Below are 16,503 nucleotides of genomic sequence, written 5' to 3' on the forward strand. Positions count from 1 at the left end.
ACTTAAAGACGGCTCACTACACATCTGACGGTCCCCGGGTCGTTCGCTTGCAGAACATTGGAGATGGGGTCTTTAGGCGGGGAGATGCTCACATTTCGCAAGAGCACTACGAGGCCTTGATTCAGCACGCCGTCCAAGCAGGCGACTTGGTCGTCGCATCGCTCGGTGAAGTGCTTCCGCGTGCCTGTTTGGTGCCCGATTGGATACCGCCTGCGATTGTGAAGGCTGACTGCATTCGCGTGCGCCTCCACTCCGACGTGAACCCGGCGTATGTCAATTTTGCCCTACAACTGCCGCGGCTCAGGCGGGAAACCGCCGCCGACATCAAAGGTGTTGGAAGACCGCGCCTTGGCTTGCTGAGAATCAAGCAGCTCCCAATACCGCTCGCGCCTCGGGCGGAGCAGGACCGCATCGTCGCCGCCATCGAAGAGCACTTCTCCCGCCTCGATGCCGTTGAGTCGACGTTGAAACGTGAGCTGAGATCCATCGCTGCGCTGAGATGGTCGCTCTTGACGGATGCCTTCAAAGTGGACGGAACGCTCCCTCGCAACTGGCAACGCAAGGAGATCGGCGAGGTCGCGGAGGTGCAACTTGGCCGTCAGCGATCACCGCAACACCACGCTGGCCCGCAGATGCGGCCGTACCTCCGTGCTGCCAACGTCACTTGGACCGGTCTCAAGCTTGACGACGTCAAGCAGATGAACTTCGATGAGGACGATTTCGAGACCTACCGTCTTCATCCAGGCGATCTGCTGTTGAACGAAGCGTCAGGCAGCCCTAACGAGGTCGGCAAGCCCGCGGTGTGGTGGGGTGAGATCGAAGACTGCTGCTTCCAGAACACGTTGCTGCGCCTCCAAGCTCGCGATGTCGACCCGGACTACCTGTACTGGTACTGCTACATGGCGGCCTTGACGGGACGCTTCGGCGAGGCCGGTCGCGGCGTCAATATCCGACATCTCGGCAAACGGGGCCTCGCTCGATTTCCCATTGCTGTCGCGCCTCCGTCCGAGCAGAAGGACATTGTCACTCGACTCCAGGAGCAGTTCCAGCAGTCGTCGGAATGTGAGACCTCAGTTCGTCAAGCACAGGAGCGGGCGCGTGCCCTCCGTTGTTCGATACTGGCAAAGGCATTCAACGGCCAGCTCGTCCCTCAGGACCCGGATGATGGGCCAGCCGATGTCCTGTTGCGCCGCCTCTCAAGGGAGAAAAGCACCCGTTCGAAGCGAGAGCGCGCGGCTGCGTAGCGACCGTTCCGCGGGAATTGGAGCGGGCTCTATTCCTCTGCGAGTCGGCGGAGAATATTCGCGAGCAGGATCACCGAGTCGGCAGCGATCCCGGCATTCCTCCGCGTCGGCTCACCTTGGTGCTTGATGGCTTGGGCGAGCTCGATGGCCGCCCGGGCGACCTTTCTGATCTCCGCATTTGCAGAACCTGGTGCGGCACGTTCTACGAACTTGCCGAGTCGGACCTTCGTGTTCGCGACTGGAGGGACTTGCTCGCCTTCCGCGAGGTGGGCTTCTGGATCGAACACGACCTCGCTGAGTCGTTCGAGCACCGCGACACAATCGTTTCCGACATTGCGGTAGTCCTGAGCGCTGCGAGCGGCATGGAAGTGTCGTCGGAGTTCGTTGATCTCGGTGTCGACGCGGTTCCATCCCGTGCCCGGATGGCTGGTGATCGGCCTGGCGAGGACTGACCCGAGTTCATCGTCCTCAAGCTGCGCCAGTTCGAGATGTACCGGCTCGAAGAACTCATTCAATATGTCGCGCCGAGCCTGCCAACTGCCACGAGCGTCGTTGGCCACCCAATGGGTCCGAAACGTGCGATAGTCGCTAAACGGCAATTCGAGGATGATGCCCAGGCGCTTCAACAGTTGCCGACTCGTTCTCAAAATGAGCCGAATGCCCTGCTCATCGGTGCGCTGCGCATCGTCCGTGCCGTAAGCCTCAAGCTCGTCATGCGCCAGCCGCAGCAACGCGACGGCGACCTCCACATCGGATCGGTCGCTGTACGTACCAGCGCGTACACGCTCCAGAAGTTCGCTGTGGAGCACGCGCTGATCTGAGAAGAAGTCGTCGTCGAAGAAGTCCTCTGGGGTCATAAGCCGCATCCTGCCTATTCCGAGGCGCTATCCCCACGCCCTGCGGGAGGCGCTGTAGCGCAGCAGTCTCTGTCTCAAATTGCACCGTGTCCACGAGAAGAGGTATTCCACCCGCTTGGCTGCCCTGCTTGTCGTATTGGGCTCAATCGCGGTTGGGGTCGCCTCAGACATACTGAGGTGATGTCAGGGAGGGGCAGGAGGCGACGGACGCCGGCAAGGCGCGAAGAAGCTCGTCAAGGTGATTCGCGTGACCAAGCTGAGCCCGGCGCGTCCGAGCCGTCCGACGCCGGAAGGGGTCAGGATGCGGCTGAGTGGGCAGAGACACGGTACGGAGCCACGTCGGGTCGCGGATTCCACTTCCAGGACGCCGTGGGGGCATGGCTGGCAGCAAGAATCGCGTCGGGCACAATCGCCGAGACATCACTGGTTCCCGAGGGTCGCGAAGACATGTGGCTTGACGGGCCGGCTCAGTGTCTCGTGCAGGCCAAGTCCCGCAGGCCGGACCTCGGGGAGTTCCCCGCTAGCACGGCCGCGCAACATGTCGTCGATGCGTGGCAGCGGCAGGCAGCGCGTCTCCGCGATGGGTCGAGACTCGTGGTCGTTTTGGAGACAGGCGTTCAGGGCGAGGACCGCCTGGACGATATGGATCGTTCACTTGACGTGGCCTTGAGCGCTGACTCCAAATTCCTGACCGCGGTGACGAGAAGAGCTACGAGTACGGGATTCAGCTCCAACGAAGTCGACTCCTTCGTGCAGTGCACAGCGGTGGTTGGACTCACGCTCGGGGAAATCACCTCGGAGGCTCTATCGCGCTTGAGCGAGTGCGTGGACTTGCCAGCCGCGGCGCTCGAAATGGTGCTGTGTCGTCTTCGCAATTTGGTGGCCGACGCTGCGGACGACAATGCCAATCCCATCTATTCCCAGCGTCGGATCCTCGACCGCTCGGGGCTCGTCGCCGAAATTCAGAACGCTGTGCAGCTCATTGATGTCGGAGCACTCGAAGCTGCGTTGGAGAGCGGCAGCTGTGAGGCTTTCGCTTACGACGCATCGGCACTTGCTGACGACAGGTTCTTCGAAGGCGTGTCGGTTCAACCGTTCCATGTCGCCGCGGGTCTGGTGACTCCACGCCCAGATGCCGTCGAGGAAGTGGTCGCCGGTCTTGGCGCCTACTCAGTTGTAGTGATCCATGGCCCGTCCGGTGTTGGAAAGAGTGCCGTTCTATGGACACTGCCCAGAGAGCTGCCACATGTGCTGTGGTTCCGCGTGCATCGGCTGTCCGGGGCCGACGTATCCGACCTCGTGACGCTCGTCGGCGCGTATCGAGCATCGGCAGAATCGCCGGTGGGCTTCTTGGTGGATGCCGCCGGGACCGAGAACTTCGACGGATGGTCTCAACTGCGTGCGCGCACGGTCGCGAAGCCGGGGGTCCTGTTGGTTGCAACGGCTCGCAACGAGGATCTCATCACCATCCCGGCGCTAGCTGACTGCGCGCAAGTGGATGTGAGACTCAACGAGACGACGGCCGCGGCGATCTTCGAGGGGTTGTCACGCCGAGGAACAACCGAGTTCGGCGATTGGCGTGAGGCCTACGAGCAATGCGATGGTCTGACATTGGAGTTCACGCACCTGCTGACCCGAGGCGAGCGTCTTGCGGCAGTCATCGGCGACCAAGTCGATCAACGCATCAAAGAGCGTCGGGACGACGAACTGGACGTCTTGCGAGCAGTGTCGGTGGCGGACCGCTGGTCGGTCTCACTTCCGTTGCCCGATCTCGTCCAGACATGTGGCCTGTCAGAGGCGGACATGAGCACGGCACTGGCGCGGCTCCAGGAAGAACACCTCATCATTGAGCGAGAAGGTGTCGTCAGCGGCATGCACCAACTGCGATCAACAGCGATCTGCGAGGCCGTGCACGCCCATCCGCCTCCGGAATTGCGGCAGACCGTCGAGCGCGTGATTCCGTCAGTTCCAAATTCGCAGCTTCATGGTTTCGTCGCCAGCTTGCTACGTGACGAGCCCGAATTGCTCCAAGTCTTGATCGAGACAGCCCAGCGCGAAGAGCTATCGGCAGATCGCATGGCCGCCTACCTCCACGGAGTACGACTTGCTGACTATCGCGCTCGAGCCGCCGCGTGGAGGGAGTTGGTCGAAGAGCGAGGCGTGCTTCCTTCGACCTGGATGGTTCTTTTCTCGTTTACGACAGCCGGCTTGGCAATCCCGGATTCGCTTCCGGCCGAGTTGCGTTCGGCACAAAGGGCGATGGAAGAGGTACCGGGACCCCAGCGACGAGACGAATTCATCTCGGCCATGGGGACCGACCGCATCGCCGAACTCGTCGTCTCGACTGGGGATCTCCGGTCTGCCGCCAGTCTCCTGGGTGTCTGCATTCAGACGGTCGAGTCCGTGGATGAAGCGATGTGTCTCGCCCTCGACGCATCAAGCCCCATCGTCGATGCACTTCGGGCGTCAAGGGTCGAATCGCTCGCGGCCTTCTTCACCACGACACACGAGCTCGCACCGGGCTTCTCTCGCGAGGCGATCGAATTGCTCGGCGGCCGAGAGGCGATGCTGCAGCGGATACGTGCAGCGGACCCATGGATTGTCGAGCTCCAGCTTGACGAGACACCTGAGGCAACTAATGCAGTAGGTCGTTTCCTGCACATCTCTGACACAGAGCAGGATGATCCGGACGAAGCCGCTCATGCGATCTCACGACGCCTATGGAGCCTCGTCCCCGGCATTGATGGTGTCGAAGTTCGGGCAGTCCTGCCAGGGGGAGGGCCACATCGCATTGGCGGCTACGAGCGGGGAGTCAGCCAGCTTCTGCGCGAATCCCACTTGAGCGAACATGCGACCGCTTGGAACCGGGCGCGTGTTCAAGTGATCCGGACGTTGCTCGGTGTCAACGACTCGCATCGCCTTCGGGTGCTGCTTCCGCTGCTTGAAGAGGCAAACCGGCTTGCGCATCAGGTCGGTATCCAGCTCGTCAAACACTTACCAGGACTGCCTGACCTGTCGGAATTTCGCCCACGAATCGAAGCGCTGCACTCCTCGGGCACGCAGATCAAGCCACCGATTCGAGGCGCAGGAGTTGGAGAGCCGGGAATTCTCGATCGTCCGAACGCGCTCGAGAACGACAATCCAGTGGCGCTGATCACTGATCTGACCGGCAACATCGTTCCGCGGATCACACAGCCGGGTCAGTACCGCAGTCTCGTCGCCTATATCCGAGAGTCGGTCGTTGAGAGGCATCTCGAGGGCTGCAAGAACGAACCCTGGCCGCTCGTCGGTGTCGACAGGTACCCCGGCTGCCTTGACGAGATGCGCGAAACCCTGCTGGACATCGCGGTAGTCCTCGAAGTACTTGCCCGCAGCGAATCAGAACCGGCAGCGATACGTAGTTCTGCGCTGTCGGGAAGCCAGGACGAGACGCTGCGACGAGCGGCCGAATGGTGTCGTCGACGACATGCGAAGGAGGCCAAGCGGCGTCGCTCCGAGATTCAGACGGCTTGCCGAGAGACCGGGCTTGACGTGACCGTTCTTCCGAACTGGCATGAGGATGGCCCCCTGCGCGAATTCGCGATCACCGTTGAGTTGCCCTCGCTGCTGCAGTGGCCTGAAGCGGCAGAAATGCTCGTGCAGGCACTGGATGTTGATCAACCTGCCGATGAGACGTACTTGCTCGTTCCGACGCGCATTCATCGGGCGATTCCGGGACTCGCCATAAAGAAGATCTCCGAATGCTGGCCGTCACCGGATGTCGGCCCATGGGCTGACGACCTCGGTGCACCCCATTCGAGCCGTATCTTCGACGCGTTTACATCAGCACACATCGCCCTCCAGACGATTTCCGGTGTCGGGTATCTCCCAGTTCAACAGCGAGATGACCCGCTTGTACGCGCCACCTCAGACGCCGCTCTTGACCGCTTCAATTCGGCCAGAAGTGAGACCGCTGAATGCCCCCCAGGCCCCGTACGTGATGCCTTGTTGGAGGCGCTTGATGACTTGGCTGGCCAAGTAGAGGCAGAACAGGATGGCGCAGCATCTGGCCCGAGTCTTGCCGAGAGGATCACAAACGGACTTGCCACCGGGGACGTCTCTCAGGAGTTGGCGGCCTTGCAGATCGCCAGACTCATCGCCCAGGAGTGGGACATCGACCCTCAGGCAGCCGACGAGTCACTTCGGGAGCTACTCGATCGGGAACCTGGACAGACCTGAACGGCTTTCTGCTACTGCCGAAGTTGGCCGTGTGCAGTCAAGTGTCGGGCGGGCAGGCCGCGTTGCATGCGCCCGTCGGCCTTCGCCACGCGGCGATCATTCGCGGATGTGAGCCCTTCGGTGCGACCGTCCAGCAGCGCCGCGAGTACGCGTCCATGCATCTCGGTGAAGCGGGGCGGCACGGCCTCGCCGATCATCGCTCGTACGGCCGTTGGGCCCCAGTCGTTCAGCGCCGTTCCCCAATCGAAGTCATCGGGAATCGTCTGGAGATGAGCGCATTCCAAGGGGCTCAGGACGCGGTTCTCGACTGGATGAATGGTGTTGTCCGAGCCGACGTGTCCGCTTGCCGTGGTGATGGTCGGCGCCGGTGCATCGGGTCGCATTCGGGAGTAACTCGACCGGCGGAAACCTCGGACGAGGCGAAAGCTGCCGTCTGTTTCGCAGACCACAGGCCTTAGAAGCGGGTTGCCACAGGTGGCGCACACGGCGTCATCTGCACCTACTGGGGAATCGCAGCGGGCTTCGCACACCGCCGTATCCCAAGCACGCCCGCCAGAACTGGGCGGAATCGCAGCAACCATGCGGTATTGATGATTGGAGCCCCACACCGGCACGGTGTGCATCGGCTGCGACGGGTCGCGCGCAGCGACCTCACTCTTGGCGTCAAGTGGCTTCGCGCCCAGTTGTGACAGCGCATCTTCGAGGGATGTCCAGTTTCCGTCCTCAGCGGAGGCGGTCGGCATCGGGTAGGGGACACACTCTGATTGGGCAAGCGCAGCGACGGCTGGCTCATCACTCCGAATGAACGTCATGACGGCCCGCACCCGGCGTTGCGGAACGCCGTAGTCGGCCAAGTCGGTCAAGAACGGGTAACACTCGTAGCGCGGATCGAGCAAGTCCCGTAGCAGCACAGCAGCCGAGATCGGCTCGTCGTTCCGAGGATCGAGCACCAGCCGCGAGAGAAAGGCGGCGACGTTCTCGACCACAACGATTCGTGGTCGAAGTCTGTTCGCGACTTGGGCAATCACTTCGACGAGCAAGTTGCGACCGTCACGACTGCCCGCTTCGGCGTCTTCCTCGCGACCTCGGCCGCCTCGCGCCGTGCTCATTCCCTGACACGGCGGGCACGCCGAGAGCAGCGCTGGCCGCTCCGGACCTGCGTCACTACGGAACGACGCAATGACCTCGCGCCAGGTGAACCGAAGATCGCCTGGCACCCCGCATGCGTGCTTGTGATTCGCCAGCGCTACTGCCAAGCGGCGCTGCTCGATCTCCGCCATGACCCTGAAGGAGAAGCCTGCCTTCGCGTAACCGACATCCCCGGCTCCACAGTTGGAGAAGAGGCTCACCGCGCTCGGCGTTGCAGAATTCATCTCATGCGCCTTCGCCGTTAGGCGATCCGGGTTCACTGGCAGAGTGCAGCGACGCTTCGCGCGCTTCCAAGAAGTCGGCATTGGATCGTCTCGTCTTCGCCAACAAGTTGAACCAAGTCGAGTGAACCACAGTGCCCTCGTCGATATAGCGCCGGAGCAAGTCGGCTTGCATGTTGTCGGCAAGATCAATTTGGTCAACGATCAAGTGGAATATGCAGCCGCGGGCCCAGTGGTCGGTCAAGGCTTGCTCCTGCTCCCGCATGGAAGCGAAGACCGTGACGTAGTGGTAGAAGCGGGTGAAGTCTTCTCTCTTGAGTCCCGCGTGCGGCCGCTTGATCTCGATGCAATGGAGTTGGCCCGAAGTCTCCATCATGACGAAGTCGGGGCGGCGACGAAAATCCTCCGCAGGCAGCTCCAAGTCGCTTGGCCAACGCTCTTGAATCAGCGTGGCATATCGGTCAGCGAAAGTTCTCAGCGTTTGGTTGTCCGAGATGACTTCCCACTCTGGATTGATCAGCCAGGGCGCGCTGCGCAGGATCTCCTGCAGTCTTGATTCGTCAACCGGCTCCGAACGATTTCGCTCAAGGGCGGCTGTGAGACTCGAAATGGCTTCGATCCGACCCCTTGCTACCTGCGCATATGAGGCGAGTGCGGCAACCTCTGTACGTCGGAATAGCTCTACGAGCCGATCCAGCGCGTCAGAGTTGCCACCCGTCAGCTGTGCGAGATCGGCAAAACTCTCGACGAGCAGGTGATGAGGAGCGACAGACAGTACGAATTGGACGAGACGTTCCAGGTATTCCGAGTCGTTGAGCTTCTCCTCGGATACGGACCTACCAAGCATCGTGGTGAGTTCGACGGCAGAATCGACGAGTTCGTCGTCGTTGAATGTGCTTCGCGCTCTCGATTCGACTCTTGACCTCTCGAGAACGCGCGTGGCCATCGACTGCTCGTGCACCGGAATGGCCGACCGGGCAACTTCCTTCACCAACTGCTGGCCGTACAGCTTGAGTGCTTCGCCTTCTTCGGAGTTCCAGAGGATGTCTTGCCGGTCTGTCCTGATGAGGTCGTCGTGGTCGTCGACATCGAGCCAGTCGGCCACTACCTCGCCCACGAGGTACGACCGGATGACGAACTCGCCGCTATAGCCGGAACTCTGTTCGAAGTCCCGGGTCGTGGCAACGATCTTGTTCCTCGCGTAGATGCGGACACCGACGTCTTCGTCGTTCTTGTAGGCACTCTTGGCCTTCGCAACCCAGCCGCTCACCGCCAATTCCCTGTCTCCGCACGGCACGGGGCGATCGTCCAGACGAATTCGTGTTTGCTCGTCAACCTCGATCTCGAATGGCGGCAGGGGTTGTGCCCCGAAGAGACGTTCCCTGAGGTTCAGTACCGCAATCTCGAAGTCAGTCGTGCCGCGGAACACGCGCGCAAGCTGGCGGAGGAACACTTCCGCAGGGGGAACCCGCTTTGGGAGGAACTGCCGCAGCGTCACCTTGGTGCCGCTGGTTTCTCGCCATGTCCGGTCGAATTCACCGGACGTCAGCGGGGCGGCGCCCGGCTCGTCCTTGATGATCTCGTCGTAATCCATGACGAAATGGCTCACCTGGTACTTGCCATCGATGCGTTCGCCGCCCGCCGAGAGAATCTCGATCTGGCGGCAGATGCCGAATGGTGCAAGCTTCCCGATTCCTTTGCGGCCCATCACTGGTCTGTCGAATCGAGGCGATCTCGGCCCGTTCACCGAGCGCGTCCGGCGATCGCTGCCGACATCGAGGAACAAGAGCTGCGCCTCTCCGGGACTCATTCCGTGACCGTCGTCTTCGACCACGATGTCCCACGGTTGACCGTCGATGTCGGCGTTGTCGAGCTGAGTGCCCATCGGCAGGCTCACCGTCACCTGAGTCGCGTCAGCGTCGTAGCTGTTGGCGATCAACTCGGCTACGACAGCCGACGCACGGTCGTAGAGCCTGACACCGAGCTTGTCGATCGTGAGCCGAGAGACGTTGAGCCTGTAGCCGGCTTCGTTCTCGCCCTGACTCATCAGTCGCACTCCCAAACGCCAAGCCTCGGCTGCGCGGCTACTGCCGGGTCGAAGCTACTGCCTGGCCCCGCTGTGACCAGTGGAGTTTCGTGTGGGTCGGCAATCTTCGGCAGGTCAGCACTTGGCCGCTCAGGCTCACGCGAGCGAGCGGTACGACATGAGTGAGGGAAGCCTTCATGTCGCCATTTTGTGTGACAGGTTCCGGTGCTGCAGCAGTCGAGTCACGACACGCATGCCGGTTCGCATGAGGTGCTCGCGCTGTCCACGGGTGTGGCTTTCGCAAACTCGCCCTTTCGGACAAGTCGCACACATCGAACTGTATGATGTGTGCGACATGTCACTACAATCGCTCAGTCGGCGGCCCTTGACGGCATCGGCACGTGATCAAGAGTTCTTCATCCCAGGTCCAGAGCTGGATCAGTTACGGGGGGCCGTGCGTCTGGGCTTGAACGTCTACATCGGCGGTGGACCGGGTTCGGGCAAGACCACGCTGCTGCGCCGCATCGAGCACGAGTTCGAGGGCACTGCCGTCTTCGTCAGGGCCGAGCCGTCATCTTCGGCGACGGCATTGCTCGAAGAGATTGCCGACGCGATTCGGCATCCGTTCAACGTCTACGCGTCGGAACGGACCTCCGGCACCGAACTTGATGTGCGGCTCCTCGAGGCCACGCTCAGCGTTGCAATTGACAGCTGGGACGACGGGTCGGGACCGCCCTCGGTGGTGCTCGTTGACGGGGCCGTTCACGAACACTTGCAGGTGCTCTTCGGCCGCTACAGAGATGCGCTGTGGGAACTGCCTTTGACGTGGATTGTCGCTAGCAGGCGCGCGAACCCACCTCGCCCGGCCGATGCATTCTTTGACCGTTCCGTCCAACTTGAACCCTGGTCCGAAGGTCGCATTCGGCGTCTCATCGAGACGCGCATGCCTGATTGGCCTGCCGAGTGGTGCGCGGACGTTGCTGCCATCTTGGGGCCGGCAACGCCGACACAAGCGCTCTTGGACCTGCAGTCGCTCGCACTGGGCGGGGACCAGACGGCGCTGATCGCCGCGTTGGCAGACGACCGGTCACGGGTCGCAGAGCTGCCCGATCGGTTGCGCAAGTTCTATTTGGCCCTCTGTCAGGCGGGGCCGACGCATGCCGGGGACGAGTGGCTGCTGGAGGCAGTGGGCGTCACCAGGCCGAGAGTCGTGCACTGGCTCAAGGAACTCGAGGCGCTCGGACTCGTAGAGGCTGAGCGGGATGGTCGACGGATGAACTACACCGCCCGCCGCTTCTCCTACTTGTCGAAGCTGCTCGGAAATCAGGCGGCCGGTCGAGCCGCTTCCGACCAAGATGCGGTCCGCAGTGTGGTCGAAGCATCTCGCGCAGTTGCTGAGGTCGACCCATTCTGAAGGGCGCCAAGCACATGAGCCTGTCGTTGGAAGTGCTCGCCGACGCGTATGCATTCGAGAGCAGTCCGAGGCGCATGGACCTGGGCGTGCTCCACGTTCCGTTCGACGAGCTGACTGACGGCGCCGAGACCGAGGCTCGGCTGGATGCGTCGATTCGACGACGCGAGCCCGTCGCCCTGATCGGAGCGAGCGGCTGCGGCAAGTCGAGCGTCATTGCCCACGTACTGGGTCCCACGGTGGAAGGGGTGGTGCCGGTGTATGTCCCGGTGGCTGCTGCGCCGGCCCAGACCGCTGACACTGCGGACCACCTGGCCGACCACCTGCTGACGACGTTTTCTCGGCTCGCTGAACCCATTGCCGGACTAGTCGAGCGGGACTTGGCGCGATCGACCACCACAACGACTCGGGTACGCCGTGGTCGAGCGGGTTTCGCAGGCCGATGGCTCGGTGCCGATGTCGCCGGTGAGGTTCGGCACCAAACGCAGACCGAGCGAAACGCCACGCTCGCCGACAAGACCGACGCTCTGGTCCAGGTGCTCGCGATCGTCGCTGACGGGCACCTTGTGCCCGTGATCGTGTTCGACGACACAGATCGGTGGCTCAGCAACGAGAACGCCCAGTTGGTAACCAACTTCTTCGCAGAGGGAGTGCGGTGGCTCCTGGAGTTGCCTGCAGCACTTGTCGTCGCGGTGCATCCCCACTACTTCGAGGTCACGTCGCAGGCCGAACTGCTGTGCTATCTCGACACGCGCATCAACATTCCCCGATTGGAGTCGGCAACTGCTGTCGATGCAATCCTGCGGAGGCGGATCGACAGGATTGTCGGCGCTCCGAATCCGAACTTGACTGATGTCCTTGCCTCGGATGCATCCGCTGCGGTTCTTGCGGTGTATCGAGAGTCCGGTTCGCTCCGGCGGGCGCTCCAGGTTTGCCACACGGCTCTGCACGACGCTCTCAGCGACGGCGTTGAACAGATCAGCGCTCGACATGTCGTTGCCGCTGCAAGTGCCGGATGAGTCGCGTATGGACGAGTTGCACCAATTGGCACACCAAACCCCAGAAGCGACAGAAACCGAGGCCAATGCCAGCGAGCCTCGTTTGGGACTACTGCAAAGCTGCCACGAGGCGCTCGCGTCGTTCGTGCCGGACATAGGCGAGGCGCTGGGGGGCGGAAGTTGGCCGCGGCGGGCGTGCCTGCTGTGCAGGCGCTCGGGAGTTCCCGTGTCCACCTCGTCGAGCCACGACATCGCCCGCACACCGGCACTCGGTCCGTCTCCGGTCACCAACCACAGGATGCGCGCCGGTGCCTGAAGCCCCGGTCGCCTCGCCATGTAGTAGGCGTTCTCTCTCGCTGTGGCGACCTCCTCCTAACATGAACCCCACCGAGCCCAGAAGCCCCGATCCCAAAAAAAGACGAAGGCTCGGTTTTTCTTGCGCCGGCGGGTCGGTGAGCGCAGGCCAGACTCAAAGAGCTGAATCCCTTCCAGCGGGCGCACCGCTCACGTCGCCGTTCAGCGCGACTCCACCACGTCGCTGTCTCAACTCTCTCGTCGGGATCGAGTTCCACCCGCGTCGCCATCATCCACCCCGAAACGAATATGCCCCGCCATTCCCGGAGAACCGGGAATGCGGGGAGCAGTGCCCAGACTGTAGCGCAAGCGACCACAAAGTCGTCCGCGACCTGCTCAATCCGACTCTCGGGATGTGTTCGCTCAAGTCGGTGCCGTCGATGGAGACCGCGAAGCAGCGGTCGCTCATGCCGCGGAAACGGCCAGTTCGACAGTCACCATGTCATCGGCGTCAAATGAGAGTTGCCTCGGAGCTTCCGGTTCCTCGATTGAGTCGAGGTCGATGATCTGGTGGTTCGGGTCGGAACTCGAGTATTCGACTCTCGCGGCGTAGCGTGAGCCGATGCCCGCTCAGGATCCGAAGGCGATGGTGCAGAAGCTGTGGGACTTCTGCGACGTGCTTCGCGACGACGGTTTGTCCTACGGCGACTATCTCGAACAGCTCACGTACCTGCTGTTTCTGAAGATGGCCGATGAGCAGTACGTGATGCTCAGCGGCGACCGGATCGTCCCCGTCGAGCACGATTGGCAGTCGCTGCTGAGCCTCTCGGGAGCGGAACTCGAAGCTCACTACAGCAATGCGCTGGCGGCACTGGGCACGAGCGAGGACATGCTCGGCGTGGTCTTCCACAAGGCCCGCAACCGCATCCAGACGCCGGCCAAGCTGGAGCAGCTCATCAAGGAGTTCATCGATCAGCACGAGTGGATGAGCTACGACGCCGACCTCAAGGGCGACGCGTATGAGGGGCTGATCGAGAAGACCGCCCAGGAGGGCGCCAGGGGAGCGGGCCAGTACTTCACGCCCCGGGCACTCATCAACGCCATCGTCGATGTGATGGCGCCCGAGCCTGACGACCGCGTCTGCGACCCCGCCTGCGGCACCGGCGGGTTCTTCCTGGGCGCATACCGGTCGATCGTCGAGCGGTTCCCGCACCTGGAACCCGACCAGGTCGCTCACCTGCGCTCGGGTGCGTTCACCGGTTGGGAGATTGCCGACCTGCCTGCCCGTCTGTGCGCCATGAACATGCTGCTGCACGGCATCGAGAGCCCCGAGTCCGACTCGCCGATCGTTGTGGACGACGCTCTGCGGGACCCTCCCGGCAAGCCCTTCGACATGGTGCTGACCAACCCGCCGTTCGGCCGGTCGTCTTCGGACAGCTACGAGCGGGAGGACTTCTGGGCGACCACCCGCAACAAGCAGCTCAACTTCGTCCAGCATGTGGTGAGCCTGCTGAAGATCGGTGGGGATGCGGCAGTGGTGGTGCCCGACAACGTGCTGTTCGAGGCGGGCGCTGGCGAGACGATCCGCCGCCGGTTGCTGCACGACTGCGATGTCCACACCCTGCTGCGGCTGCCGACCGGGATCTTCTACGCCCAAGGCGTGAAGGCCAACGTGCTGTTCTTCCGCCGCCGCGAGGGCGCCGAGGACCCGTGGACCCGAGAGTTGTGGGTGTACGACCTGCGCACCAACAAGCACTTCACGCTCAAGCAGAACCCGCTCACGAGAGCCGACCTGGACGACTTCGTCGCCTGCTACTGGGCCGACGCCCGCCACCAGCGTAAGGAATCTGAGCGGTTCAAACGCTATGCCTACGACGAGCTGATCGCCCGCGACAAGATCAGCCTCGACCTGTTCTGGCTCCGAGACGAGAGTCTCGAGGACGCCGACAACCTGCCGCCCCCAGACGTCCTCGCCGCCGAGATAGCCGAAGACCTCGAAGCCGCCCTCGCCGAGATCCAAGCTCTGGCCGAGTCCCTCGCCGCCGCATCCGAATCCGGTTGAGCCAACCGTCCCTGTTGGCTGTCGTGGATCCGATTGGCGAGGCAGAGCTTGTCGCCGGCGGCAGAACCGTCGTACTCTCGTGGACGATTCTTGTCACACCCCTAGTGCACGCTGACGTTCGTGCAACCGCCGACAGGTCGCTGTCTTGAGCGACGCACACGTCGACTTACCGTCCGACCGTCTATCTGCCGAAGGGAAGCGATCATGAGCGACCGCACCGGCATCGAGTGGACTGAGGCGACGTGGAATCCCACCACAGGCTGTGACCGCACGTCTGTGGGCTGCGACAACTGTTACGCGCTCACGCTGGCGAAGCGCCTGAAGGCGATGGGCAACCCTCGCTACCAGCGCGACGGTGACCCGTCCTTGAGCGGACCAGGCTTCGGCCTGACCCTGCATCACGACCTGCTTGACCGGCCGCGGCATTGGCGCAGGCCCCGCTTGATATTCGTGAACTCGATGAGCGACTTGTTTCATCCCGATGTGCCACTGGATTTCATCCAGAAGGTGTTCGAGGTGATGGCCGACACTCCGCAGCACACCTACCAAGTGCTCACGAAGCGGTCGAAGCGGCTTGCAGCTGTCGCAGGCGATCTGGAATGGCCTTCGAACGTCTGGATGGGCGTCACGGTTGAGACGCCCCGCTACGCCTTCCGCATCGACCATCTGCGCTCGGTAGGCGCTGCGGTGCGTTTCATTAGCGCCGAACCGCTCTTGGAGGCGCTGCCGAGTCTTGACCTGACTGACATTCACTGGCTCATTGCCGGAGGCGAGAGTGGTCCCGGTGCACGTCAGATCGAAGAAGAATGGGCAATGGACCTGCGAGACCAGTGCGCCGATGCTGAGGTCGCGTTCTTTTTCAAGCAGTGGGGTGGTCGCACGCCCAAGGCCCGCGGCCGCGAACTCCAAGGCCTGACCTACGACGAAATGCCCGGTGTCGCCGTAGGGATTTCAACTGTTCGATAACCATCAGCTTATCTCAGGCACTCCCATGTTATCGTGACTACGACGGTCTCTTAAGTGCGGGGTTGTGATGGATACGTTGTTTGCGATAAGCGATGATGAACTCGATCAGTTGGAAGCTGAGGTCAACACCTTCAAAGTTGTGCCCAGGCCTCGGGACACGATCACCGAGCTTCGCGAGTACCACGGGTGGACCCTCAACAAACTTGAAGTGCTTGAGAACTACTTCGTGCTATATCGAAGAGTTGCCGGCGGCGGCACATATATCGACGCGTTTGCCGGAACAGGGCGCGGTACATCTATTCGAAACGGCGAACAACGTGTGCGAGACGGCAGCGCATTAATCGCAGCGAAAAGTGGTGCATTTTCTCAGTTGCACTTGTGCGAGAAAGACTCTGACAGTATTGATCAGCTTGACGGTTCTGTGGCAACGCTCACTGAACGCCAAATCGATCGAATCAACATACACAACGGTGACTGCAATCGGATCATTCCAGGCTTGATCGACTCTGAACGGCTCGACTCTGAACGCCCGTGCTTTGCCTTGCTTGACCAAGACTCCACTCAGCTAACCTGGGAAACAATCGAGAAGCTCGCTCATTGGAAAGCCTATGAGCCTCCGCCTGAAGGACAGGGCCGGCCCAAGAGGTGCAAGGTTGAGTTGTGGATCCTCTTCAACTCGCACCAAGTTGTAAATCGAATCTGGCCAAGTGACCGAGAGAAGCATCCAATGCCGCTTGGAGTGGATGCACTAGACAGGATGTTTGGACAACGCTCGGTCTGGTTTGATCTATGGGAAGCCGGAGCGTCAACTGATGCGCTCGTCGAGCGATACAAGGAACGTCTCTACGACCTTGGTTATCAGTATGTGATTCCGCAGTTGATCAAGGATCCTGCAACGGGTCGTCCGCAGTATTTTATGTACCATGCGACTGACCACCCAAGCGCTATCTCGTTGATGAGGTGGGCCAAGCGCAACGCGGATGGCTACGAGAACGTTCAGCTCCCCGGCTTCGAGATCTAATTGTAGAAACGATCGGGTGCTTCAGTTGACTTAATC

General features: G+C 61.7%; 11 protein-coding genes. 8 read left to right on the top strand and 3 right to left on the bottom strand.

What is annotated here, in order from left to right; genetic code table 11:
* Positions 1-353: 353 nt before the first annotated feature.
* Entirely contained in the window at positions 354-1,244 is an 891-nt protein-coding gene (locus ACQY5K_RS17230) for a restriction endonuclease subunit S (protein WP_428117865.1), read from the top strand.
* Between the two features lie 29 nt (positions 1,245-1,273).
* Here the strand turns inward: ACQY5K_RS17230 and ACQY5K_RS17235 are convergent, their stop codons facing one another.
* Entirely contained in the window at positions 1,274-2,101 is an 828-nt protein-coding gene (locus ACQY5K_RS17235) for a hypothetical protein (RefSeq protein ID WP_428117868.1), read from the bottom strand.
* An 813-nt stretch (positions 2,102-2,914) separates the two neighbouring features.
* Here ACQY5K_RS17235 and ACQY5K_RS17240 point away from each other — a divergent pair.
* On the top strand, positions 2,915-6,319 hold the full coding sequence (locus tag ACQY5K_RS17240) for a hypothetical protein (RefSeq protein WP_428117871.1): 3,405 nt from the start codon (positions 2,915-2,917) through the stop codon (positions 6,317-6,319).
* Positions 6,320-6,330: 11 nt separating this feature from the next.
* Here ACQY5K_RS17240 and ACQY5K_RS17245 read toward each other — a convergent pair whose 3' ends face one another.
* Both ACQY5K_RS17245 and ACQY5K_RS17250 read right to left on the bottom strand, forming a co-directional pair.
* On the bottom strand, positions 6,331-7,692 hold the full coding sequence (locus ACQY5K_RS17245) for a DNA cytosine methyltransferase (RefSeq protein WP_428117873.1): 1,362 nt from the start codon (positions 7,690-7,692) through the stop codon (positions 6,331-6,333).
* Position 7,693: 1 nt separating this feature from the next.
* Positions 7,694-9,736 carry an ATP-binding protein gene (locus ACQY5K_RS17250; protein ID WP_428117875.1) on the bottom strand — a complete coding sequence of 681 codons (2,043 nt, stop codon included), beginning with the start codon at positions 9,734-9,736 and terminating at the stop codon, positions 7,694-7,696.
* A 334-nt stretch (positions 9,737-10,070) separates the two neighbouring features.
* Here ACQY5K_RS17250 and ACQY5K_RS17255 point away from each other — a divergent pair, with 334 nt between their 5' ends.
* From ACQY5K_RS17255 to tcmP, 6 genes are all read left to right on the top strand, one after another.
* Positions 10,071-11,129, top strand: coding sequence for an AAA family ATPase (locus tag ACQY5K_RS17255; RefSeq protein WP_428117878.1), 1,059 nt, complete (start codon positions 10,071-10,073; stop codon positions 11,127-11,129).
* Between the two features lie 14 nt (positions 11,130-11,143).
* Positions 11,144-12,145, top strand: coding sequence for a hypothetical protein (locus ACQY5K_RS17260; protein WP_428117880.1), 1,002 nt, complete (start codon positions 11,144-11,146; stop codon positions 12,143-12,145).
* A 7-nt stretch (positions 12,146-12,152) separates the two neighbouring features.
* Entirely contained in the window at positions 12,153-12,440 is a 288-nt protein-coding gene (locus ACQY5K_RS17265; RefSeq protein ID WP_428117883.1) for a hypothetical protein, read from the top strand.
* Positions 12,441-13,040: 600 nt separating this feature from the next.
* Positions 13,041-14,480, top strand: a complete 1,440-nt coding sequence (locus ACQY5K_RS17270) for a type I restriction-modification system subunit M (protein WP_428117886.1) — start codon at positions 13,041-13,043, stop codon at positions 14,478-14,480.
* 204 nt (positions 14,481-14,684) lie between these two features.
* A complete protein-coding gene (locus ACQY5K_RS17275; RefSeq protein WP_428117888.1) occupies positions 14,685-15,446 on the top strand; it encodes a DUF5131 family protein in 762 nt (253 codons plus the stop codon).
* A gap of 67 nt (positions 15,447-15,513) precedes the next feature.
* Positions 15,514-16,467, top strand: coding sequence for a three-Cys-motif partner protein TcmP (gene tcmP / locus ACQY5K_RS17280; RefSeq protein ID WP_428117891.1), 954 nt, complete (start codon positions 15,514-15,516; stop codon positions 16,465-16,467).
* The last annotated feature ends 36 nt before the right edge of the window (positions 16,468-16,503 follow it).

The sequence above is a fragment of the Candidatus Poriferisodalis sp. genome, from assembly GCF_965262965.1.
Taxonomy (GTDB): Bacteria; Actinomycetota; Acidimicrobiia; order Acidimicrobiales; family Poriferisodalaceae; genus Poriferisodalis.

Excerpts from the sequence above, each read along its gene's own strand:
- ACQY5K_RS17235 (WP_428117868.1), bottom strand. The coding sequence starts at position 2,101 with ATGACCCCAGAGGACTTCTTCGACGACGACTTCTTCTCAGATCAGCGC.
- ACQY5K_RS17245 (WP_428117873.1), bottom strand. The coding sequence starts at position 7,692 with ATGAATTCTGCAACGCCGAGCGCGGTGAGCCTCTTCTCCAACTGTGGA.
- ACQY5K_RS17250 (WP_428117875.1), bottom strand. The coding sequence starts at position 9,736 with ATGAGTCAGGGCGAGAACGAAGCCGGCTACAGGCTCAACGTCTCTCGG.
- ACQY5K_RS17255 (WP_428117878.1), top strand. The coding sequence starts at position 10,071 with ATGTCACTACAATCGCTCAGTCGGCGGCCCTTGACGGCATCGGCACGT.
- ACQY5K_RS17260 (WP_428117880.1), top strand. The coding sequence starts at position 11,144 with ATGAGCCTGTCGTTGGAAGTGCTCGCCGACGCGTATGCATTCGAGAGC.
- ACQY5K_RS17265 (WP_428117883.1), top strand. The coding sequence starts at position 12,153 with ATGGACGAGTTGCACCAATTGGCACACCAAACCCCAGAAGCGACAGAA.
- ACQY5K_RS17270 (WP_428117886.1), top strand. The coding sequence starts at position 13,041 with ATGCCCGCTCAGGATCCGAAGGCGATGGTGCAGAAGCTGTGGGACTTC.
- ACQY5K_RS17275 (WP_428117888.1), top strand. The coding sequence starts at position 14,685 with ATGAGCGACCGCACCGGCATCGAGTGGACTGAGGCGACGTGGAATCCC.
- tcmP (WP_428117891.1), top strand. The coding sequence starts at position 15,514 with ATGGATACGTTGTTTGCGATAAGCGATGATGAACTCGATCAGTTGGAA.